This is a genomic window from Enterocloster aldenensis (assembly GCF_003434055.1).
Classification (GTDB): Bacteria; Bacillota; Clostridia; order Lachnospirales; family Lachnospiraceae; genus Enterocloster; species Enterocloster aldenensis.
Map to the genome: position 1 here is coordinate 43,010 of NZ_QVEX01000016.1, position 23,240 is coordinate 66,249.

20 protein-coding genes are annotated in these 23,240 nt (G+C 51.3%); 12 read left to right on the plus strand and 8 right to left on the minus strand.

The features are described 5' to 3' along the window. Positions 1-3: 3 nt before the first annotated feature. The 10 genes from DWX59_RS22810 (at position 4) to DWX59_RS22855 (ending at position 11,500) form a co-directional block, all read left to right on the plus strand. A complete protein-coding gene (locus DWX59_RS22810) occupies positions 4-234 on the plus strand; it encodes a helix-turn-helix domain-containing protein (RefSeq protein ID WP_117561820.1) in 231 nt (76 codons plus the stop codon). Continuing rightward, positions 197-1,978, plus strand: coding sequence for a DUF4153 domain-containing protein (locus DWX59_RS22815; RefSeq protein ID WP_235845143.1), 1,782 nt, complete (start codon positions 197-199; stop codon positions 1,976-1,978). The genes DWX59_RS22810 and DWX59_RS22815 overlap by 38 nt, the downstream gene beginning before the upstream one ends. Before the next feature lie 29 nt (positions 1,979-2,007). Next, positions 2,008-2,982, plus strand: a complete 975-nt coding sequence (add, locus tag DWX59_RS22820) for an adenosine deaminase (protein WP_117561822.1) — start codon at positions 2,008-2,010, stop codon at positions 2,980-2,982. Between the two features lie 310 nt (positions 2,983-3,292). Then, the gene (locus DWX59_RS22825; RefSeq protein WP_117561824.1) at positions 3,293-4,186 is read left to right on the plus strand and encodes a nucleoside hydrolase; all 894 of its coding nucleotides are present in this window, start codon (positions 3,293-3,295) and stop codon (positions 4,184-4,186) included. 107 nt (positions 4,187-4,293) lie between these two features. Beyond that, positions 4,294-5,481, plus strand: coding sequence for a BMP family ABC transporter substrate-binding protein (locus DWX59_RS22830; RefSeq protein ID WP_117561827.1), 1,188 nt, complete (start codon positions 4,294-4,296; stop codon positions 5,479-5,481). A gap of 18 nt (positions 5,482-5,499) precedes the next feature. Further along, positions 5,500-7,050, plus strand: a complete 1,551-nt coding sequence (locus DWX59_RS22835) for an ABC transporter ATP-binding protein (RefSeq protein ID WP_117561829.1) — start codon at positions 5,500-5,502, stop codon at positions 7,048-7,050. Continuing rightward, positions 7,047-8,090: an ABC transporter permease gene (locus DWX59_RS22840; RefSeq protein WP_117561832.1), complete on the plus strand. Its 1,044-nt coding sequence runs from the start codon at positions 7,047-7,049 to the stop codon at positions 8,088-8,090. The genes DWX59_RS22835 and DWX59_RS22840 overlap by 4 nt, the downstream gene beginning before the upstream one ends. Beyond that, a complete protein-coding gene (locus tag DWX59_RS22845; RefSeq protein WP_117561835.1) occupies positions 8,087-9,004 on the plus strand; it encodes an ABC transporter permease in 918 nt (305 codons plus the stop codon). Before DWX59_RS22840 ends, DWX59_RS22845 begins: the two co-directional genes overlap by 4 nt. Positions 9,005-9,092: 88 nt before the next feature. Continuing rightward, positions 9,093-10,592, plus strand: a complete 1,500-nt coding sequence (locus DWX59_RS22850; protein WP_117561838.1) for a YjjI family glycine radical enzyme — start codon at positions 9,093-9,095, stop codon at positions 10,590-10,592. Further along, positions 10,589-11,500 (plus strand): YjjW family glycine radical enzyme activase, encoded by a 912-nt coding sequence (locus tag DWX59_RS22855; protein WP_235845144.1) that lies wholly within the window; start codon positions 10,589-10,591, stop codon positions 11,498-11,500. Before DWX59_RS22850 ends, DWX59_RS22855 begins: the two co-directional genes overlap by 4 nt. On the opposite strand, the gene DWX59_RS22860 is transcribed toward DWX59_RS22855, so the two are convergent. Beyond that, positions 11,493-11,867: a hypothetical protein gene (locus DWX59_RS22860; RefSeq protein ID WP_117561841.1), complete on the minus strand. Its 375-nt coding sequence runs from the start codon at positions 11,865-11,867 to the stop codon at positions 11,493-11,495. The two genes, DWX59_RS22855 and DWX59_RS22860, sit on opposite strands and share 8 nt — an antisense overlap. 6 nt (positions 11,868-11,873) lie before the next feature. After that, positions 11,874-12,575 (minus strand): Crp/Fnr family transcriptional regulator, encoded by a 702-nt coding sequence (locus DWX59_RS22865; protein ID WP_117561844.1) that lies wholly within the window; start codon positions 12,573-12,575, stop codon positions 11,874-11,876. Between the two features lie 199 nt (positions 12,576-12,774). Here DWX59_RS22865 and DWX59_RS22870 point away from each other — a divergent pair, with 199 nt between their 5' ends. Together DWX59_RS22870 and DWX59_RS22875 are read left to right on the plus strand one after the other, a co-directional pair. Continuing rightward, positions 12,775-14,289: an aminotransferase class I/II-fold pyridoxal phosphate-dependent enzyme gene (locus DWX59_RS22870; protein WP_117561846.1), complete on the plus strand. Its 1,515-nt coding sequence runs from the start codon at positions 12,775-12,777 to the stop codon at positions 14,287-14,289. 12 nt (positions 14,290-14,301) lie between these two features. Continuing rightward, positions 14,302-14,820: a hypothetical protein gene (locus DWX59_RS22875; RefSeq protein WP_117561849.1), complete on the plus strand. Its 519-nt coding sequence runs from the start codon at positions 14,302-14,304 to the stop codon at positions 14,818-14,820. Positions 14,821-14,995: 175 nt separating this feature from the next. Here the strand turns inward: DWX59_RS22875 and DWX59_RS22880 are convergent, their stop codons facing one another. Genes DWX59_RS22880 through DWX59_RS22905 form a run of 6 tightly spaced genes read right to left on the minus strand, consistent with a single transcriptional unit; the run spans position 14,996 to position 23,209 of the window. Then, complete coding sequence (locus DWX59_RS22880) at positions 14,996-15,811, minus strand: HAD family hydrolase (protein WP_117561851.1); 816 nt, start codon at positions 15,809-15,811, stop codon at positions 14,996-14,998. Then, on the minus strand, positions 15,811-16,833 hold the full coding sequence (locus tag DWX59_RS22885; protein WP_207660460.1) for a bifunctional heptose 7-phosphate kinase/heptose 1-phosphate adenyltransferase: 1,023 nt from the start codon (positions 16,831-16,833) through the stop codon (positions 15,811-15,813). Before DWX59_RS22885 ends, DWX59_RS22880 begins: the two co-directional genes overlap by 1 nt. Before the next feature lie 16 nt (positions 16,834-16,849). After that, on the minus strand, positions 16,850-17,794 hold the full coding sequence (locus DWX59_RS22890; protein ID WP_235845145.1) for a GSU2086 family protein: 945 nt from the start codon (positions 17,792-17,794) through the stop codon (positions 16,850-16,852). A 56-nt stretch (positions 17,795-17,850) separates the two neighbouring features. Continuing rightward, a complete protein-coding gene (locus tag DWX59_RS22895) occupies positions 17,851-19,008 on the minus strand; it encodes an ROK family protein (RefSeq protein ID WP_117561859.1) in 1,158 nt (385 codons plus the stop codon). Positions 19,009-19,038: 30 nt separating this feature from the next. Next, positions 19,039-20,064, minus strand: coding sequence for an ROK family protein (locus tag DWX59_RS22900; RefSeq protein WP_117561861.1), 1,026 nt, complete (start codon positions 20,062-20,064; stop codon positions 19,039-19,041). A gap of 13 nt (positions 20,065-20,077) precedes the next feature. Continuing rightward, complete coding sequence (locus tag DWX59_RS22905) at positions 20,078-23,209, minus strand: alpha-mannosidase (RefSeq protein ID WP_117561863.1); 3,132 nt, start codon at positions 23,207-23,209, stop codon at positions 20,078-20,080. Positions 23,210-23,240: the final 31 nt, after the last annotated feature.

A 23,240-nucleotide genomic window follows, 5' to 3' on the forward strand; every position in this document is an offset into this window, starting at 1 on the left:
GGCATGGGAATTGTGGTTAATCTGGATGTGATGATGGCCAGACGGAAAAAAGGCCTGAAGGAACTTGCCGCAGAGGTGGATATCACCATGGCAAACCTGTCCATCCTTAAGAATAATAAGGCAAAGGCAATCAGGTTCTCTACCCTGGAGGCAATCTGCAGGGCCCTGGACTGCCAGCCAGGCGATATATTGATTTATGAACCGGATGAGGATGGAGGGGATGGGGATGTATGACGATAGGAGACTGACGGGCGGATTGGGCGCTGATGGGCGGGACGAGGCCGTGGGGAAGGAAGAAGCAATGCAAAAGGAAACCGTGTACGAGGCCGTGGGGAAGGAAGAGGCAATGCAAAAGGAAGCCATGCCGGAGGAAACGGTGAGGGGAGAAGCTGCACGGAAAGAGATGGTGTTGGAAGAGATTGGGTCAGAAGAATCCGTGCCGGGAGAATCGCCATCGGAAAGAACAAAACAGAAAGAATCCATGAATAGAATCCCGCCCCTGATGAATGAAGGGGCGGAAGGAAAGAGGGCAGAAAGCGTTTCCAGGAGGAATCATAAACTGGAAGCCATAAGCCGGGATTTTGGCTTCCTGGGAACATTAAGCATAGCCTATGGAGCGGCAGCCAGTTTCTGTCTGTATTATAACCCCCTGGGAATAACGGTCCCCCTCTTTGTGGCAGTGACATATGGGGTCATGTTCCTTGTTTTCAAACGTATGGGGACTGCGATTAAGAAGGGGTCCGTGTATCTTGCAGTCCTGTCATTTTTCATAGGGCTTTCCACGTGTTTTACATCCAATATGACGGTTGGATATAATATGAACAGGCTTGCCCTGGTGCTTCTGTTCTGCATTTTCGTCCTGCATCAGTTCCATCAGGACAACCGATGGAACATTGGTAAATATGTGGCTTCCATAGCCATATACCTGGCTCAGGCCATTGGGATGATATACTGTCCGTTTGTCCATGGAAGGCAATATATAAAGTCCATTAAGAGCAGGAAGTACAGGAACGTATTAAGGCTTTTGGCCGGTATGTGCGCGGCTGTTCCCGCCATGGTCATACTCTGCCTTTTATTGGGCAGCGCGGATAAGGTATTTCAGAACATGCTGGATGTGGTATTGAGGAAAATACTGGATCCTGTTACCATTTTCCTTGTACTGCTTCAGACCGGGGCATGGGCCCTGGCTATGTATTGCCTTATATGCAGCGCATGGGCCGGGGATATCAGCGATGATACGGCTGACCGGCGCGTATGTTCCCCGTTTGCAGCAATCAGTTTCATGTCCATGATTGCCATTATCTATGTGGTATTCTGCGCCATCCAGATTGTGTATCTGTTTATGGGGAAGGGAAGCCTGCCATGGGGGATGACGTATTCAGATTATGCAAGACAGGGGTTCTTCCAGCTGCTGTTCGTAGCGCTGCTCAACCTTGTCATGGTGCTTATGTGCCTGAAGTATTGTCAGGAAAATGTGCTGTTAAATGGAGTCCTTCTGGTAATCAGCATGTGCACCTATGTGATGATTGCATCAGCCATATATAGGATGCTTCTGTATGTGGGGCAGTATCATCTTACATTTTTAAGGGTACTGGTGCTCTGGTTCCTGGCTATGATGGTAATACTGATGGCTGGTGTGGTGGCCCTTATATTTAATCATGGGTTTTTGCTGTTCAGGTATTGCCTGGTGACGGTATCTGTATTCTATCTGGGGTTTGCCTGGATGAGGCCGGATTATGTAATTGCGAAATACAATGTGGAACACGGCACAGGTATTGATATGTTTGTATTGGATGATTTTTCCCTGCTTTCAGCGGATGCGGCCCCGGCGGTTTTAGGGATAGAGGATGCAGAAGCGAGAAACTATCTTCTCAATCTCTATGCCAGGCAGTATAATAGGGTGGACGGTGGTTCCATGAGCATCCGCACCTGTAATTTTTCGGCGCTGAAAGCCAGGAGCCTTTTAAACAATGACTGACAGACAGATAAATAAAGGAGAAAGCGGATATGATTGAACTTCATGTACATCTGGACGGCTCGTTAAGGCCAAAAACAATATGGGAGTTGGCAGCCATACAGGATGGGCAGCAGCCGGCAGCTGATTTGGCAGGGCTGGGGACCTTGATGCAGGCGCCTGTGCCATGCAGCAGCCTGTCGGAGTACCTGTCGCGTTTTGCACTTCCCCTGAAATATCTCCAGACAGGCGCGGCACTGGAGCGGGTGGCGTTTGAGTTGACGGAGGACCTGGCCGGGGAGGGCGTGGGATATGCGGAAATCCGCTTTGCGCCGCAGCTTTCCACTGAACGGGGATTAAGCCAGATGGAGGTGACAGAGGCTGTGGCCGCAGGCGTTAAACGTGGGATGGCCGCATACCCCGGAATAAAGATCGGTCTTCTGCTCTGCTGTATGAGGGGCATTGATGACAGCACATACAGGGCCAATATGGAAACCCTGAAGATTGCGGCTGACTGTATGGAGGACGGGGAAAAGGGAAGGATTGTCTGCGGGGTGGATCTGGCAGGCGCTGAGGAAGTGTATGATACCGGATTATTCAGGAGCCTTTTTGAAGAAGCGGACCGGTATGGGTTAAAGCGGACCATCCATGCAGGCGAGGCCGCTGGCCCGGACAGTATGTGGAAGGCCCTTGAAATGGGTGCCCTCAGGATTGGCCATGGTATTGCGGCAATTCAGGATGAATCCCTTATTAAAGAACTGGTGACGCAAAAAACTGCGCTGGAAGTCTGTGTAACCAGTAATGTGCAGACAAAAGGGGTCCGGTCACTGGAAGAACACCCTGTTAAGAGACTTTATGATGCAGGCGTCCATGTGACCTTGAACACGGATAACAGGACAGTGTCAGGCACCACACTGTTAAAGGAAATAGACCTGGTAAAAAATACATTTGGCTTTACGGACGAAGACATAAAAAGGATGGAAGGATATGCGGCAGAGGCGGCATTTCTGGACACGGTGTCAGGGTGAGCATACAGATGCAGTCCATATAGCAGGGACAGCGCTGTGATGGAGGGTGTACGGAATGGACAGGGGCACGATGGTGTCCCTGTTTTTTTGAACTTTTTTTCATAGCAAAGGACATGTGTCCTTTACTCCCGGGGTAAGTATGTTTATAATGCAAATTACAAGAAGAGTATTAAAAATAAGATATACTTATAAATAAATATACAAACTGCTTATTTATTTGTAAATGAATAAAAAAAACTAGTGAAAGTTACCAGGGCGCAGGGTAAATGGGCATAAACTGCAGACATGCGTCCGAAGAAGGGGGAAACCAATGGATAAGGTCAGGGTTTTAATTGACACGGACCTGGGAGATGATGTGGATGATGCCGCGGCATTCATGCTGGCCCTCTCCTGGGGAGCCATAGAGATAGCCGGAGTGACAACTGTGTTTAAAGATACAAAAAAGCGTGCGGGGATGGTAAAGGATCTGCTGGCGCTTTATGGCAGGGATGATATTCCGGTATGCGCCGGATATGGGAATCCAATCGTGGGGGACAGCAGGACTGGGTTTGAAGAGCCAATCCAATACGGGCTGCTCAAGGGACGTGTGGAGCCGGAAGAGCACTCAATGGTACATGCGGAAGATTTTATCATCCAAAAAGTAAAAGAAGACAGGAATCTGATCATCCTGGCCATGGGAGCCATGACCAACCTGGCCATGGCATTCTTAAAGGAACCAGCGCTGATGCGTGAGGTACGGATTATCGGAATGGGCGGCACTTTTTTGAACTCCAGTCCGGAGTGGAACATACTCTGCGACCCGGAGGCGGCGTCCATTGTCATGGAACGGTCGGGCCGGCTTATAATGATGGGGCTGGATGTGACCAAATTCCTGAGAATGGATGAAAAGCGGCTGAAGGCATGGAAGGACAGGAAGGATAAAAGAATGGATTATTTCCTGGAAGGGGTCAGGCTGTTTCAGGAAGCCACCGGATACCCGGTTACATTTCACGATGTACTGTTGGTGGCATACCTGATTGACCGCCGGGTGGTAACGCTGAAAAAGGGGCATTTTGCAGTGGAGCTTTCCGGCAGGCTGACCAGGGGGACCATGGTGGACATGACCAATTATTATGAAATCAACCCGGAAGTGGATACGGATTTCCAGTTCGCCCAGTCCGTGGACCTGGAACGGTTTTACCGTATTGTAGACACATATTTTTAGGGCGCGCCTGGACATGTTTCAGACAGATGTGCGTCCTGCCTAATGGGAGATTTACAGCCGAAACGGCCTGTGATAAATAATGAAAGAACGAATGGAGGATTTTAATTATGAAGAAACTGACAGCAGGATTCCTTGCAGTGTGTATGGCAGCCGGCCTGATGACCGGATGTGGGGCGCCGGAGCCGGAGGATGAAGGGACAACCGTAAAGACAGAGGCTGCCAAGGCGGTATCCGGGGATACCTTAAAGGCAGAGGAGGAAGGGACCGCGGACACAAGCGGCAGCGTGGATGGCGGGACCGTATCCCCCCAGGATTATAAAGTGGGTCTGATGATTCCGGGCAACCTGGGGGACAAATCCTTTTTTGACGCTTCTTTCCGCTCCATTGAGCCAATCAAGGAGCAGCTGGGCGTGGATGTGGATTACGTTGAGGCTGGTGTGGATACTTCCAAATATTATCCGGCTCTTGTGGATATGTGCGAAAAAGGATACGACCTGATTCTCACCATTTCCAGCAACAATGACGATGCCCTTGTACAGGTGGCGGAGGAGTATCCGGACCAGAAGTTCATCAACCTGGATGATGAGATGGCGGAACCGCCGGCCAATGTGTATATCATGGGTACAAAAAACAATGAGATGAGCTTCCTGGCAGGAGCAGCCGGAGCGCTAAAGGCCGGTGAACTGGGCGAGGACAAGATTGGATTTGTGGGCGGCATGGATATCCCTGGAATCAATGAGTTCCTGGTGGGATACATCGAAGGCGCCCAGGCAGTGAACCCCGATATCAAGGTGGCGACCTCTTATGTGGGCAGCTTTACCGACACTGCAAAGGGCAAGGAAAATGCCCTCCTCCTTTATAACTCCGGTTTATCCGTTATCTTTGCGGCAGCCGGTCAGTCCGGCCTTGGCGTAATTGATGCGGCAGTGGCCCAGGGCAAGTTTGTAATCGGCGTTGACTCTGACCAGGCAGAAGCCTTAAAGGATTCCAAACCGGAGATGGCTAATGTGGTAATCACCTCAGCCATCAAGAACATTCCTGAAAATGCCGTCAAGGCAGTGGACAGGGCCATGAAGGGTGAGATACCTTACGGCACCAGGGAAGTATTTGGTATTGCAGAGGGCGCGGTAGGTATTGCGGAAAATGAATTTTATGAAAAGCTTCTCAGCGAAGAGGATAGGAAACAGGTGGAGGAGCTGAAGGGACAGGTAGTGGCAGGAGAAGTGGAGATGACCCCCACCACCGGCATTACCACGGACAAGGTAAATGAAATCCGCGAGGCAGTACGCCCATAATATAGGGGAGGTATAGGGATGCAAGACTATATTTTGGAGATGAAGGACATTTCAAAAATTTACGGCAATGGAATTGCTGCCAATAAGGATGTGGACTTCAATCTGAAAAAGGGGGAAATCCATGCGCTGGTAGGAGAAAACGGCGCCGGGAAATCCACCTTGATGAAAGTGCTGTTCGGAATGGAACCGCCGTCCTCAGGAGAAATCATCCTGCGGGGGGAGAACGTGAAGTTCTCCTCCTCCAAGGATGCCATTGCCCACGGAATCGGGATGGTCCACCAGCATTTCATGCTGGTGGAATCTTTTACGGCGGCACAGAACATCATCCTTGGCATGGAGCCGAAGAAAGGGCTGTTTGTAAGCGAGGAAGAAGCAGTGCGCTTCACAAAGGAACTGAGCAGCAAATATAACCTGGAAGTGGAGGCAAAAGCCGTTACAAGAACCCTCCCCGTGGGTGTGAAACAGAAAATTGAAATATTGAAGGCGCTGGCAAGGGGGGCTGAAATCCTGATTCTGGACGAACCCACGGCCGTACTGGCGCCCCAGGAAACAGACCAGCTGTTTGAGGAGCTGATTCATCTGAAGGAACAGGGACATACCATTGTGTTCATTTCCCACAAAATCCCTGAAATCAAGAGGATATCGGACCGCATCACCGTCATGAGGGCGGGCTGCTTCGTGGGCTGCTGTGAGACAAAGGATGTGACGGAAAAGGAAATCTCCAGCATGATCATGGGATGCGAGATGGACACATCCATTGAGAAGAGCCAGCCAAAGGCAGGGGATATTAAGATTGAGGTAGAACATGTTTCCTACACGGACAGGAATAAGGTACAGATCCTTAAGGACTTAAACTTCGGGGTCAGGGGCGGCATGATATTCGGCATAGCCGGTGTCCAGGGCAACGGACAGGTGGAGCTGGTTGACCTGATGACCAAAAAGAGGGGGCTGAAGCAGGGGGATATCCGGCTGAACGGGAAATCCGTTGCCAGGCTGAGCCTTCAGGAAATCCGCGGGATGCAGTTCGGTTATGTGCCCGAGGACCGGATGGACCAGGGAATCGCTGGCCAGGAATCCATAGCTGAGAACATGGTTTCCAACCGGTATGCCAGCCGGGAATTCTGCAGGGGCGGACTGCTGGATTATAAAAAAATAGATACATTTGCAGATGAAAACATCCGTTCCTATGAGATACGCTGTTTTGGCAACAGCCAGAATGTGGGGATGCTTTCCGGCGGAAACATGCAGAAGGTGGTGGTTGCCAGGGAATGCAGCCATGATCCCAAAGTCCTGATTGCGGAACAGCCCACCAGAGGCGTGGATATAGGGGCAGCCCATATCATCCACAAGAAAATCATGGAGTTAAGGGATAATGGGTGTGCGGTCCTCCTTATATCCGCTGATTTAAGCGAAGCCCTGAAACTGTCTGATGTGATTGCAGTTATGTATGAAGGGGAAATTGTAGCTTATTTTGACAATACCGAAGGACTGAACGAGGAAAAACTGGGGCTTTACATGCTGGGGCTTGAAAGGCATGGCGAGGAACAGATAAGGAGGGCCAGGGGATGAGCAGGGAACAGTCATTTAACATCATAAGAACCGTGGTTTCCATGGGTGTTGCCATAGCTGTGGCGTTTATCATCATCCTGCTGGTCAGCGACCAGCCCGTGGAATCCATCCGCATATTCCTTCTGGCCCCGCTGTCCTCCAAGCGTTATCTGGGCAACATTGTGGAGACGGCAGTGCCCCTGATCTTTTCCGGGCTTTCCATGGCCCTGATGTTCAAGGCCAGCCTGTTTAACCTTGGCGGCGAAGGCATTTTCTTCATCTCAGGCATCACCGGTTCCATCCTGGCCATATGGCTGAAAATGCCTCCTGTCATATTCCCGGCTGTCTGCATTGCGGTGGGCGCTGTGACAGGAATGGTCATCATGCTGGTACCCGGGGTCCTGAAGGCAAAGTACGGGGCCAATGAGATGGTAACGTCCCTGATGATGAACAACATCCTGCTGGGAGTCGGCCTTTATCTTTTGAATAATATGATGCGGGACCCCAAGGTAGCATCCCTGGTGTCATACAAATACAGGAAAAATGCACTGCTTGCCAACCTGGTACCCGGCACCAGGATCCATGTGGGATTCCTGATTGCGCTGGCATGTGCGGTGCTTGTTTATATATTCATGTTCAAGAGCAAATGGGGATATGAAATCAGGATGACGGGAAACAATGCTAAGTTTGCCAGCTATTCCGGCATCAACGTGACAAGGGTAATCATCATCGTGCATGTGGTGGCAGGGGCCGTGGCAGGGGCCGGAGGCCTGATTGAGTGTATCGGCATGCATAAAAGGTTTGAGTGGACCGCGCTGCCCGGATATGGCTTTGACGGCGCCATGATAGCCATGCTGGCAGGTAACCATCCCATAGGTGTGATCGGGGCAGCCTTTTTTGTAAGCTATCTCAGGATCGGCGCCGACCTGGTGAACCGTTCATCGGATATTCCCACGGAAATGATTGCCATATTACAGAGTATCATCATCCTGCTGATTTCTGCGGAGCGTTTCCTGCATAAGTACAGGCAGAACTGGATAGAGAAGGAGGCCAAGGCATGAAGGCATTGACAGATTTAATATTTACCAGTGACTTTTTCTACTCCATCCTCCGGGTGACCACTCCTCTTCTGTTTGCATCCATGGGAGCGGTTGTCTCCGATGTGGCTGGGGTACCCAATATTGCCCTGGAGGGAATGATGCTGATGGCAGCCTTTGCAGGCATGTTTTTCAGCTACCTCTTTGGGAGCGCATGGGCCGGACTGGCATTTGCCATCCTGACAGCAGTAATAGCAGCCAGCGTGCTGGCCTTTTTCACCCTTTATTATAAGACCAACATCATCCTGGGAGGGATTGCCATCAACAGCCTTGCCAGCGGAGGGACCATCTTCTTCCTCTACCTGGCGGCCCATGATAAAGGAACCAGCGTGTCCCTGGACAGCAAGGTGCTTCCCAATATCAACATCCCCTTCATCGAGGATATCCCGGTGCTGGGGCCTGCTGTCTCCGGACATAACATCCTGACTTACCTGTCCATCCTGGCAGTGGTATTTACCTTCTATCTGTTAAAAAGGACAGCGCTGGGCTATCACATCAGGGCGGTGGGCGAGAAAAAGGAAGCGGCTGATTCCGTGGGAATCAGTGTGGTCAGGACACAGGCCATTGCCCTGGTCATCAGCGGCGTCATGAGCGGACTGGGCGGGGCCTTCATGTCCATGGGATATGTGTCCTGGTTCTCCAGGGACATGGTAAGCGGCCGCGGCTGGATTGCGCTTGCAGCAGAGGCCATGGGACAGAGGGGCGCCATCGGGACCGCCGCCACATCGCTGCTGTTCGGCGTCACGGACGCCCTGTCAAACGCAGTGGCCACTCTTGGCTGGCCCTCGGACCTTGTTAAGACCATTCCCTACTGCGCCACCCTGGCCGGACTTGCTATTTTCTCCATCAGGGCGTTTAGAAGGGTGAGAAATGCATGATTGGGGTAAATGTGCGGCAGTTTAAGATGTATGACAGATGGAAATGCAGACTAGAAATATGATATAGTAAGTACAGGGAGGTACGCGTATGCCAACAAATGACATGACACAAGACATTATCTATACAATCACAAATCCAAAAGTAACATTCAACCAGCGCCTCAAGGACATGGCCAAGATTGCAGAGAATTCCATAGAATTGGTCAACTATACGGAATTATCCAGGAAATATTTTGAGAACGGCGCCATGATGGATATGTTCGAGGGCAAAACCCCTTACCGCACAAGGTATTGCCTGCCGGATTATGAGCTGTTCCTGAAACAGGGAAGTGAGTTTTTAATGCTGGAACCGCCAAAGGATATCTGGGATGCAGTGGGAAACCTGCTCTGCCTCTATCATAATATTCCGGCGGACGGCGGACTGGCGGTTTACATCGGATGCCTGGACCGCCTGCTGGAGCCTTTTGTGGAGGATGAGGCGGAGGCCAGGAAGGCCATACGTTTCCTGCTGACCCACGTGGACCGCACCATATCCAACGCATTCTGCCACGCCGACCTGGGGCCGGAGGATACAAGGGCGGGCCGTATCATCCTTGAACTTACAAAGGAAATGCAGCGTCCCTGCCCCAACATGACCCTGATGTACCGGGAAGATACGCCGGATGATTATATGAAGGCGGCCCTTGAGACAGCCATGGTTTCATCCAAGCCAAGCTTTGCTAATGACGCGCTCTACAGAAGGGACATGGGAGACTATGCTGTTGTCAGCTGCTACAACACGCTGCCGATTGGCGGGTGCGGGCTGACCCTGGTACGCCTGAACATGAATTGTCTGCCCCAGCTTGCCACGGACCCGGAAGACTTATTAAACCGGGTGATACCGGAAGCAGTCACTGCTGTATGCGATGCCATTGACAGCCGCTGTGAGTTCATTGTGGATTACTGCCATTATTATGAGAACACATTCCTGTACAGGGAAGGCCTGATTAAAAAGGACCGGGACCACATGGTGGGCATGTTCGGTTTTGTGGGCCTGGCCGAATGCGTCAACGGGATTCTGGGCCTGACAGATGAAAAAGAGCGGTTTGGGCATGGTGAAAAAGCCGATGCCTTAGGCGAGGCAATTATGGAACGGATCCGTCAGGAGATAGACAAGAGGCCTGCAAAGTATGGAAAGTACGGTCTTCACGCCCAGGTGGGAGTGATGGAGGATACGGCTTTAACGCCAGGCGGAAGGATTCCCATTGGGGAAGAGCCGGAACTGCCGTACCAGATCATGAACTTCATCCGTATGCACAAAGGCTGTGATGCGGGCTGCGGAGAACTGTTCCCCTTTGATGACACGGTTAAGAACAATCCCCAGTATCTTCTGGACATTTTAAAAGGCGCCTTTCAATCCGGCGCAAGATACCTGTCCTTTTACTCCGGCAATTCTGACCTTGTAAGGGTAACGGGATACTTGGTTAAGAAATCTGATATTGAGAAATTCGACCAGGAGGAAATGACCCTGAATGAAGCAACGGTCAACGGTTCAGGTGTGGATAAGAACCTTCATCTGTTGGATAGAAAGGTGCGTGGGGACAAATGACGGAGAAGGATTTTGGCGGCATGGGATTAGCTGGAACCAGTCCGTCCATGACCAGTGCATCCACAGACGATACATCCATAACTGCCCCGGTCAATAAAATCATCCCCTTCAGCTGCGTGGATGGGCCGGGCAACCGTACGGCGGTATTCCTTCAGGGCTGCAACCAGAACTGCCTGTACTGCCATAATCCGGAGACAATCAACCTTTGCAGGAACTGCGGGGCATGTGTAAACACATGTCCTGCAGGCGCTCTTTCCCTGGTGGACGGCATTGTGTCCTATGATTATAAGGCATGCTGTAATTGCGACACCTGCCTTAAAACCTGCACCTTTGACGCTTCCCCTAAAATCAGGAACATGACCCCGGCCCAGCTTTACGATGAGGTAAAAGCATATTTTCCTTTCATCAGCGGTATCACCACTTCCGGCGGGGAGTGTTCCCTGTACCTGGACTTCCTGAGGGAGTTTTATACCCTGGTCAAAAATGCAGGAAAGACCACCTATATGGATACCAATGGGCAGGTACCCCTTTGGGACAGGATGGATTTACTGGAAGTAACAGATAAAACCATGATTGACCTGAAGGCCGGAAGTACAAAAGACCACATGAAACTCACCGGCAGGGAGCTGGAAGTGCCGGTAGAAAACATACGCCGGATGGCTGCCATGGGTAAGCTTTATGAAATCCGAACCGTAGTGGTCCCGGATGCCGTAGACAACCTGCGGACCATCGAACTGGGAAGCAGCCTCATAGCCCCGTATCCCCAGGTCCGGTATAAATTGATTAAATTCCGCCACTATGGGGTAAGGCCCTCCTTTTCCGCAGCAAAGGAACCATCAGATGAGATGATGGAGAAGCTGAAGGAGAGGGTGAAGGAGCTGGGTATAAAAGAAATTGTGGTTACATAATGAGGGAGCAGCTTCTGCCGGTATAGGCGGCGTATGCCCGGGAAGCTGCTTCTGTCAGTAAAAGCGGCGTATGCCCGGGAAGCTGCTTCTGCCAGTAAAAGAGGCGTATGCCCAGGAAGCTGCTTCTGCCGGTAAAAGCGGCGTATGTCCGGGAAGCTGCTTCTGCCAGTAAAAGAGGCGTATGCCCAGGAAGCTGCTTCTGCCGGTAAAAGCGGCGTATGTCCGGGAAGCTGCTTCTGCCAGTATAAGCGGCGGTTGCCTGGGAAGATGTTTCTGCCAGTATAAGCCGCGGGTGTCTGGGAAGCTGCTCCTGCCGGTATAGGCGGCAGGTGCCCGGGAAGCCACATCCGTCGCATCGGATGGACATGCATCCTTACCTTTGAACCAATTGTTCTATTTCTTCTAACATGATTAATTGTTGTCTTTCAGATATATAAATCTTTTTCCTGACAGAGGTAATCTCCCCTAATTCCTTTAATTTCTGGATACTTCTTACAACCGTGCGCACACTGACACCGATATTGCTGGCAATGGTCTGGTAATCAGGCTCCACAAGGATTTTCTGTCCTTTTGAGGCGTGAAGCATGTAGTACTGGACCAGATAGAAGCGTACCCGGTCAATCCCCCTTTGATAGTAGAGGATACCATCATTCCCAGAGCGCTGGTACAGGTCGTGGGCAACGATATAGGTGCAGTTGTAGAGCATGTCCAGGTGGGTCATCAGGTATTCGTAAATAACAGCGGAACTAATCCTAAGGACCGTGACCCTGGTGCTGGCGACCACGGTTGCAATGGTCTGCGGTTCATGGGCCAGCACTTCTAAAAGTCCCACGGAACCGGTTTTACTGGTAATCCGGAAATAATAATAATTGTTGCCGTCCTTATAATCCCTGGTGCCCAGTGCTGTTCCGGATTCAATGAAATAGATATATTTGGGAAATTCCCCGCGGCTGATGATGACTGAGTGGGGTTCATAGGTCAGCCTGACACCCTGGGACTTTATTTCCTCCGGAAGGACAGATAGATTGAATTGGTTATAAGGGCTGTATTTCTTCCAAAGTTCCTCTAAGCGCACGTATACCTCCTTGCTGACTAGGGCAGTGTTGCATCAATCACTGTGTAATTACTAGGGTGTTACTGCATACTTTGCTTCAGTATATCATGGGAATATAGAGGATTCAACATTGCTTTTTTGTGTACAGTGCTTGATTCTGCAGGATTTCTGTAGTACTATGAAAACCAAACTAACTGTGGGGAACAGGAGCCGTATGGAAATGAGACAGCAGGATTTACTGATACACAAGCTTAAGGAATATGCAGGGTCGGATATGTATCCATTTCACATGCCCGGCCATAAGCGGACCGGGGACATGGGATTCCCGGACCCGTTCACAATGGATATAACGGAGGTTGACGGATTTGACAATCTCCATCACCCGGAAGGTATCCTTAAGTCCTCCATGGACTGGGCCGCACAGGTATACGGTGCGGACCAGACATATTATCTGGTTAATGGAAGCAGCAGCGGGATACTCTCAGCCGTGTGCGGGGCAGTGCCCCGGGGCGGGCGTATCCTGGTCAGCAGGAACTGCCACAAGTCCGTGTATCATGGAATCTGTCTGAACCAGCTTAAGGCCTCCTATGTTTATCCACAGGAGATAGACGGTTTGGGGATACAGGGCGGGATTCTGCCGTCGGATGTGGATATGATGCTGAAACGATACATGGATACCCAGGCAGTGCTTATCGTGTCCCCCACGTATGACGGTGTGGTGTCGGATATTAAGGGAATTGCCCAGGTGGTCCACAGGGCAGGGCTTCCGCTGATTGTGGACGAGGCTCACGGCGCACATTTCCGTTATGGGGAAATGTTCCCTGTGTCCGCCTTGGACCTGGGCGCGGATGTTGTCATCCAGAGTGTGCATAAGACCATGCCAAGCCTGACCCAGACAGCCCTTTTGCACATCAGGAACAACCGGCCGGACAGAGGGTGTTATGCGGACCAGGAGCGGATTGACCGTTATATCCATATGGTGCAGAGCAGCAGTCCCTCCTATGTGCTCATGGCCAGCATTGAGAACAGCATATACCAGATGGAACGTATGGATATGGAGCCATACCGCAGGGAAATCATGAAGCTGCGGGAACGGCTTAAGGGGATGGGTTGCCTGCGTCTTGTGGATACGAATATAATAGGACAGTATGGAATCCATGATCTGGATGTATCCAAGATTGTGGTATCAACCAGAAAGAGCAGCCTTACCGGGGCAGACCTGGACCGTGTCCTCAGGCGGGAATATCACCTGGAGATGGAGATGTGCGGGGCAGACTATGTAACCGCCATAACAACCCCCATGGACCGGGATGAGGGGTTAAGGCGTCTGGGGGATGCGATGACGGAGGTTGATGCAAGAATGGAATTTAGCAATAATAGTACTGGGGATACGGCATTGGTGGGACTGAAAACATCAGACCGGGAATCTGGAAATCAGAATCCTGCGGATCCGCAGCCAGTAAGTATATACAGTATGCGCAGCGACACTGCAATGACTATTGCGGATGCCATGGATGGAACCATGCATCCTGTGAAGCTGGAGGATAGCGCGGGATGTATTTCAGGGGAGTTTGTGTATATCTATCCGCCGGGTATCCCTATTGTGGCGCCGGGGGAGTGGATCAGCAAAAAGGCCCTGGATGTAATCAGGGAATACATTGAAAAAAAACTGCCTGTACAGGGACCAAAGGATACGTCTTTAACATATATACAGATAATACAAAGAGAAGCGTGAAAGAGGTTTAATATGAATAAGATTGTAATTATAATAAATGGAAGAGGAGGGGTTGGGAAGGATACCCTCTGTGATTTCGCCGCAAAGCATTATAAGGTGGAGAATATCTCATCAATAACACCAATTAAGGATTTGGCTAAGTTATGTGGGTGGGGTGGAGAAAAAAATGAGAAATCCAGAAAGTTCCTTTCAGACTTAAAACAGCTGCTCATAGATTATAATGAATATCCGACCCAGTATCTAATGGAGAAATATCATGAATTCCTGGATAATGATAAGGAAATAATGTTTGTACACATAAGGGAATGTCAGGAAATCGATAAATTTAAGACTCTCATTCAAATACCGTGTGTTACTTTATTGGTAGAAAGAGTGAATGGAACGTTGGTTCAGTGGGGAAATACGTCTGATGATGAAGTTGGAAACTATAGGTATGATTATGTTTTTGATAATAATGGACCGTTGAAAACAGCAGAGGATAAGTTTGTGAAATTTTTGGAAGGGGTACTGCTGGAGCATTTGACTTGTTAATTGAACTTAAGCGTCAGGAATTATCAAATATTGAATATCATGCCATGGATTTTATTGTGGTTGAGGTATGCGCATTAGAGTGGGCAATATCCAATGAATGATGATTCTGGCATATTTCCTAACAGCCGGATCCGGCAGGCTGTCTGCCAATCCGGCTGATTCTCAGAATCCCATCTTACATTCCATAATACTCATAAATCACCTGTGGATCCAGGTAATCCCCCACAATGGCCTGCGCCCCGGCCTGTATCAGTCTGACCCGTTTTTCGGGATTGACCCCGCAGCGTGGGCCTTCCAGGCTGGCAACGCCCAGGGTACAGGTCTGATTCTTAACGCCAAGGGCAATCTCCACCTTGCCATCGCCGCAAAGAAGAAGCTGCGGTCCCTGCAGTGCTTTCTCCTGAAGAATCATCTGGATGACTGCTTCCTTGGGGCAGGAAATCATGTGTTCCGGGGCTCCGCGTACCAGGGCAAAATCACCGCTGAGTTTCAGGATTTCGGCTTCCCTGACCACATCCCTATGGTCCGTGCCGCTGGCAATATAGATGGTAATCCCACGGTCTTTCAGGCCCTGGAGGAATTGACGCGCACCTGCAATCAGAAAGTCATCTGGTTTTTTCTGCCCGCTTTCCACATCTGCAATACGCTGGCTGACCTGTTTCATAAGGCGTGTATTATACTCATTCTTGTACCACCAGCCATCATGGCGTTCCTGGTGGAAGTGGAAGTGCTCCACCTGTCTGGCAAGCCAGTTCATCTGGTGTATGGTCTGGATTCCTGTGGATTCCTTAATATATTCCTGGACTGATTTACGGACGGTACCGTCATCTTTGTGGTCTGGGCCGCATATCATTTCCACCATCAGGGGTTCCATGACGTCTTCCCAGCCATGGCGCAGGGTGGAAAGCGTGCCGTCAAAATCCAGTATGGCAGCCTTTATCTGCCCTGGGTCGGGTCGGGTTGATGTTATGATTTCTATACTATGTTCCATTACGTTGTCTGCTCCTGTCTTTTTGCCCGGATTTCTTCGGGTGTGGCTGTCCCTGTCTGATGGATTTTCTTAACCGTGACCCCGGAAGCCAGGTTGGCAAATGCCGCTGCCTGTCCTATGCCGCATCCTGTGGCTGCTGCCGCACAGAACGCGGATAAGAAGGTGTCTCCCGCGCCCACGATATCGATGGGACCTGCGGCCGGGACAGAGGGGGCGAAACCAGTATCATGCCCGTCTGCCCAGACAGAACCCAGGGCGCCCAGTGTCACAACAACAGGCGCGCCTGTGAGTTTTGTCAGTTCCCCGGCAATGGGGATGTAGTTTTCCACGGTACATCCTACCTGCCGGCCCAGGGCTGCTGCTGATTCGTATTCATTTGGTTTAATGATGACATTGCGGTAGGTATGGATCTGGTCCCGGCTGTCAACAACAATCTTAAGTCCCTGTTTTCCAAGATCCTCAAGTGCCCGGCGGACACGTCCTGTTACCACGCCCCAGGGAAGCTGGTCTGACACAGCCAGAATATCCACACGTCCGGCCATGGCCATAAGGGTTTCAATCACCTGCTGTTCTGTTTCACGGGATATGGGCTCATAATTTACAAAATCAATGCGCGGATCTTCATAAACAATGTCAGAGATGCCCATCCGGTTGGGTTTTATATAGGCCGGGGTGACCCGGGAACCGTCCCGGATAAGGCTGTCCGTTGGAAGGCCAAGGTCCCTAAAGCCGGTATCCAGGAGATTTCCCCTCCAATCATTGCCAACTATGGACAGGATTTCAACCTGGGCCAGGCCAAGGGCACTTAGGTTCTGCACCACGTTGCCGGCGGCTCCGGGAGCCCAGCGTTCAGTAACAACAGGCAGGTTATAATGCGGCGTTTCACGTGACAGGGTACTGAGCTTCATATCCGCGAACCAATACAGATCCAGGCATACATCCCCCACCACGCCTATCCTGACCTCAGGCAGTTTCTTGAGGATGGAATCCAGGTCTGATTCTGTTAAAAATAGCTGTTCCATATAAATCTCCATTCCATCACACCGTATTTTTAAGACGTTCATACAAATTAGGAATCGTACACAAGTGGTTGCCTTCAATGTACAGGCCTGTCCCGCCAAGGGATACCGGACGGTTGATTACGTTCTTCCTGGGGCGGTAGTAATAGTGGAAATGTTCCTTGCTTACATCTGTCCGGTAATCACCCAGGGGGATGATATCAAAGTTGGCAGTGGTAATCTGTCTGAGTCCATGGCCCTGGTTGCGGCAGATGGAGAGAGCCTTTAAGAACACCTCCGGTCCCGTGATGGCGGAGCCTATATTTAGGAACACGCCGCCTTCCAGTCCGGATAGGGATTGACAGAAATAGCCAAAGTCCCTTCCGCTGGCTTTGCCCAATGCCTCAAAATTACAGATTGGATGCTCATGGATGATGTCGGTTCCCATGGTCACATGGTAGGTGGCTGGCACATTGTTAAGGTAGGCCTGGTAGAAAACGCATTGGTCCCTGTAAGGGAACTGGTTGGGGTGTTCATCTATATAATGCGCCAGGCTTTCGCCATAACCGTAATTTTGGGATGCACCGGCAATGATTGCCTCGTTCATCCAGCGTCCGGTTTCCTCCCACATACCGAAAGTACCGTCCTCTATGGCGGTGGGGACATGCTCCGAGGTCCCGCCAAGATAGGACAGTTCAAAGTCATGGATGCTGCACGCACCGTTCCCTGCAAGATGGGTAATGTATCCATTCCTAAGGAACCATAAAAGGTACTTGGACAGGCCGCATTTTATCACATGGGCTCCAAAGAAGCAGACCACAGGTCTTTGGTTTCTGCGGGCTTCTTTCATTTTTTCACAGAGTATTGTAAATTCCTTGGAATCAAAAGGCTCCGGCCTGTATTCTCCAGGAACAAGCAGATTGTCTACGGTTACCAGATTCGTGCGGTTTTTTGTTGTAGATGTTCTGGTTTTTGTTAAATCCATAATTTTAGGCTGATATGTAATCATATGACATAACACTCCCTTATGTAATAGTATGTTTAGCAGCTGTGCTCCATCCAATGGGAGAATATGAGGGTGGCGCCGGAGAGGATATAATAATGCTCCGGCAGCTGGGAGGCAATGACCTCCACGGTCCGCTCATTGCTGTTAAATGTTCTTTGATTTACCAGGCCCTGAATCTGTTCGGATAAAAGCCTGGAACGGTAGGCTAGGTTGCCGGAGAGAACCACTGCGTCAAAGTCCACAATATTAGCAGCGGTGGTGATGGCTGCAGCCAGATATCCGGCTTCTTTTTCCAGCACATGCATGGCAGCCGGTTCCCGGCTGTAAGCCCGGTCCACGATGATGGACCAGTCCCTGAGACTGGGGTCCTGTGTCCTGGCCCATTCAACAATCCTGCTTATGGTGGCAAATATCTCCACACATCCATAGTTGCCGCATTGGCACCGGGGACCATGGATGTCCAGGGAGATATGTCCCAGTCCGCGCATTCCCTGGGACAGTTTCCCGTCCTGGATCAGACCGCCGCCAATACCCGCGTCAGCGACCAGCTCCAGGAAGTTTGCATATTTTCCCCTTATACCATAAACATTTTCAGCCAGGGCCAGGGCCATGATATCATTTTCCAGCAAGGCGGTACATTGGAATTGGCTGGCCAGCAGCGGTGCGATGGGCGTATTGCTGAAACGTGCGAAGTTGGGGGGCTTTAGGATATATCCCGTCGTTCTGTCCAGGGGGCCGGGGGAGGATATACCGATACCCAGCAGCCTGCCTGGGGCAGGATGCTGGGCCAGCATCCTGTGGATGCGGCCGATGACAGCAGCAACCGCGTCCTGTGGGTCATCCGGCAGGTTATCAATGGGTTCCCTGTGGTTGTACAGGATATTGCCGCACAAATCCACAATGCCCATATGCATGTAGTCACGCTTCAGGCACAGGCCTACGGCGTGATATGCCTCAGGATTCAGTTCCAGGTTGACCGAAGGCCTGCCGCTGCCCCCTTCCTGCCGCTGTCCTTCTAAAATCACACCTTCTGAAGACAGCTGGTCCACGATATTGGTGATGGCCGCCCGGGTCAGACCTGTAAGTCTGGCTAAATCAGCCCTGGAGCGGGGGTGGAGCTGGAGCTGTTGAAGAAGCAGTGTCCTGTTATTCTGTTTTAAGCCAGCTGCATTAAGACCGGAATTTGGATTCATAGTGATATAGGTTTCCTTCCTTCTTCGTATTTAATCCCTGATGTGGTTTTCTGACCCGGCAAGGTCCTGATTATTGCCAAGGACCTGGCCATTGCCAAGGCCCATATAACCCACGGCTGCGGCCGCATAATCGCCAATTCCATCCCCAAGGGCGCTGGGAAGTATGCGGCACCGTGCTGCGGAGGCCGGGAGGGCTTCCTGGGCAATGGTCTGCTCTATTGTGGGCAGGAATAAATCGATATTGCGCTCATAGATACTTCCGATGACAATCGCATCCGGATTTAGAAGATCAATGAGCATTGCCAGGCACTGCCCCAGCTTTGCGGCGCAGACGTTTATGATATGCAGGCAGAAAGGGTCTCCTTTATCTGCCAGGCGGCATATTTCCTTGGCATTTATTTCCTCAGAAGCAGCCAGAAGCTGCCTGGGGGACTCATGAAACAACTGTTTTTCAATGGCATCCCTGGCAAAGCGGGCTATTCCGCCGCCGCTGCAGAATCCCTCATAACTTCCTTCCTTCCCATAGCCCACAGGTCCTGTCTGTTCTGCGCGGACATGTCCGATTTCACCTGCCAGGCCGCAGCTTCCTCCATATAGTCTGCCCCCCAGGATCAGACCGGCGCCAAAACCAGTGCCAAAGGTGAGGAATATCATGTTTTGCGTACCCATGCCCGCGCCGAACTGCCATTCGGCCAGGGCGCAGGCGTTGGCGTCATTTTCCAGATAGGCTGGAACCTTGAATTCTTCTGAAAACCAGCGGCATACCTGGATATGGTCCCAGGCTGGGAGGTTGGGGGGTGACAGGATGACTCCCCTGGCCGCGTCCAGGGGGCCTCCGCAGGAAATACCAATGGCCTTAAGGTTCCCGGATTCAATCCCGCAGTCTGACAGAAGGCTTCGCAGAAGCGAATTAAGCGTTAGCAGGGTGGCCTGGGGACTGTGGTCAATGGTTGGGAATTTGGATTTTTTCAGGATACGGATATCCCCGCCGCGGATTTCTGCAATACAGGCAGCTGATTTTGTGCCGCCCAGATCGATTCCTGCGTAGTATGGCATAGTTATGCTCCTCTCAGCTTAGCTGGAACAACAGTGTGTTAATTTCAAAGGGATGCATTGTTAATTCCACGCATCCGCTGCCGTGAAAGTCCTCAATGGGATCTTCTAACAGGCTGCCTATTGTCCAGGCCGTGTAATTAAATCCAGGTGTTATGGTCAGAGGGGTCTGTGCCCCGGCAAATTCATGGAACCGGACAACCAGATACTTCTGGTCTTCCGAGCATTTTACCGCGTCCATCATGATGTTTTCCGCGCTGAAACGGAGGAAGCTGTCAGTCTGGATGGTTCCGGCGCAGGTCCTGACCGGATTATTAAGGTAGTATGCCGTCTGTTCCGTATGGCTGTGAGCCACATCCCCTGTATGTGGATACAGGGAATAGGTAAACTGATGCATGCCCTGGTCCTGAAGATAGTCAGGATTTGTGGCTGTCTTGATCAGGGTCAGCCTCAGCAGGTTACCCTTTACATCGCAGCCGTATTTTGAATCATTCATCAGGCTGACGCCGTAGCCGCTGTCGGAAAGGTCCACCCATTTGTGCAGTACCATTTCAAACTTGGCAATATCCCAGCTGGTATTCCAGTTATTAGGCCGCCTCACATTGCCATACTGTATATCATAGGTGGCATATGTGGTGCGGATGTCAACCGGGAATGCCGCTTTCATCAGCTGATGGGTTTCATGCATATCGACCTGGGTCTTAAAATCAATGCGGCGCTCGCCGGCATATACGCAGAGGTCCTGCCAGATATAGGACTTGCTGTATTTCCATTCCAGGTGGACCACCGCGTACAGAGGGCCGTTTTCCGTAAGCTCCATGGTTACCAGGTCCTCGGCTTCCCACATTTTCTCCTGATAGAACAGATTGATATTCCAGGCATCACACATATTGGGTCTGTCCTCAAAGAACTGCAGGACATTGCCCCTCTCACCGGGAGCCAGTACCTGTCGTCTGTTCTCCTTATCATAAAGGCTGGTAAGCTGTCCTTTTTCATTGAATGCAATCTCGTAGTATGGTGTGGAGAGGACGTGTCCGTCAAAGGTAAAGACGGTTTTAACGTCTGGCGCCTGTTCTTTAGGGGCAGAGGCTTTAACGGCTGTCAGGGACTTTATGCTCATTGGCGGGACCGTGCAGCTGATATAGGCCTTTCCTTTGCAACGCTGCATGGGGCAGGGCCTGCCGTCCGGATCAAGATAGGTGGTGTCCGGTAAATCCGGCAGTTCCACCAGTCCCTCATAGGTCCAGCTGCCGCTGTTGATGACGGACAGTCCGTCCCTGCCCTGCGCCAGGATATGGCAGGCGTCACCGCTGATTTTTTCTCCGATGCCCCACGCTTCTTTGTATTCCTGGAACGAGTCTTCATAGACCTCACGGATGGCCGAGCCTGGGATTACATCATGGAACTGGTTGCGGAGGATGATTTTCCATCCTTCTGTAAGGGTTTCCTGCTCCTTGCCGGACAGACGCCCCTGACTGCAGGCAGCCATTGTGGCAAGCCACTCCGTATCCCGGTACAGGTATTCCAGGCGGCGGTTCATCCACTTATTATAGGCGTGGCTGGTGTATGTCCCACGGTGGTTTTCCAGATACAGCTCGCCATCCCATTCCGGGAAATATGCAGATGCAGAGTCCGCCTTGTCCTGCAGTTCTTTAAAATACCGGGCTCCGTTGCCATGCCGGATACGCGGCAGGCCGGGCAGACGGTCAATGATGCGCCTTTGCTCCAGTTCCTCCCGGTTGACACCGCCCCCGCCGTCACCGTAGCCGTAAGCCATCAGCAGTTTGGAGGTCAGGTCCTTGTTCCTGTAGTTATTCCAGATACCGGCAGCGGCCCCGGGAACCATCTCGCCGTTATAAGTATAGTACCAGGTTCCCTGTTCTTCCGATGCAGCAGGCGTTGTGATGAAATGGGTCAGGATTTTTGTTCCGTCAATCCCTACCCAGTAAAAGGTGTCATGGGGCATCTGGTTGCATTCATTCCAACTGATTTTTGTGGTTATGAATGTATCCAGGCCGGACTTCTTCAGTATTTGTGGCAGGGCCCATGAGTATCCAAACACATCCGGCAGCCACAGGTAGTGCATCCTGGTGCCGAATTCTTTTTCCGTGAATCTGGTTCCCACCAGGATCTGGCGGGTAAGGGACTCGCCGCTGGGAATGTTGCAGTCTGCCTCAATCCACATGCCGCCGTCCACTTCCCAACGCCCTTCCCGGATTTTCTGGCGGATTCCCTCATAGATTTCAGGAAAGTCATTTTTAATGTACTCATAAAGCTGGGGCTGGGACTGCAGGAACGTATATTCCGGATATTGTTCCATTAACCGCAGCACGGTTGAGAAGGAGCGTGCAGACTTCTCGCGGGTGTGCTTATAACGCCATAGCCAGGCCACGTCAATGTGGGTGTGTCCAACACACACCAGGTCCACCACGGACTGCTTATCCATGGAATTCAGGAGCCTGTCCAGGGTCCCCCACGCTGTTTGGACGGAAGCATGGAAGGATGTGCTTCCCTCGTCCCGCCAGTCCACTTCCAAAAGCGCCTGGTTAAGGGCATTCCTCAGGGCTGTGCGGACAGGGTCATTATCAGAGAGCAGGGGAAGTGTTTCCAGAATCATCCGTCCGGCATAATACAGCTGGTCCACGGATTCGTCCAGCCATGCGGTCTCAGCCTGTCTGAAAACATGGGTCATAATCCGGGGAACTCCCCCGCCTTCCAGCCCGGACCAGAGACGGAATACCACAGGAACGGTACGCCCTGCAAAATGTTCCGGGAAATACACTTCCTGGTGGTGGGTATCCACACCCTGGAAGGGAACCCCATCCACATACAAAAGCGCCTCGAATCCATAAGTGGAGCAGCTGCCCGTGACACCGAAATCAAACAGGCCCACCAGCTGTCTGCCGTTCCACTGGACCGGGAATTCCAAATCACAGGTCAGCCATAGATATTTGTCACGTCCGGACCATTCCTGTCCCAAAACAGCCTCTGTCCATTCGCTGTCCATGGGAGGCGGGGATGGATTGACCTCCTCGGGGGGACACTCCATCATCCGCAGGCCATGGGCTTTTATGGCATCCCTCATGCGCCATGGGGCCAGGGCATCAATCCTGCAGGCCAGTTTCTCCTCGGTAAAAAAGATATCCATATTTATATTCCTCCATCAATTGTCAATCTGC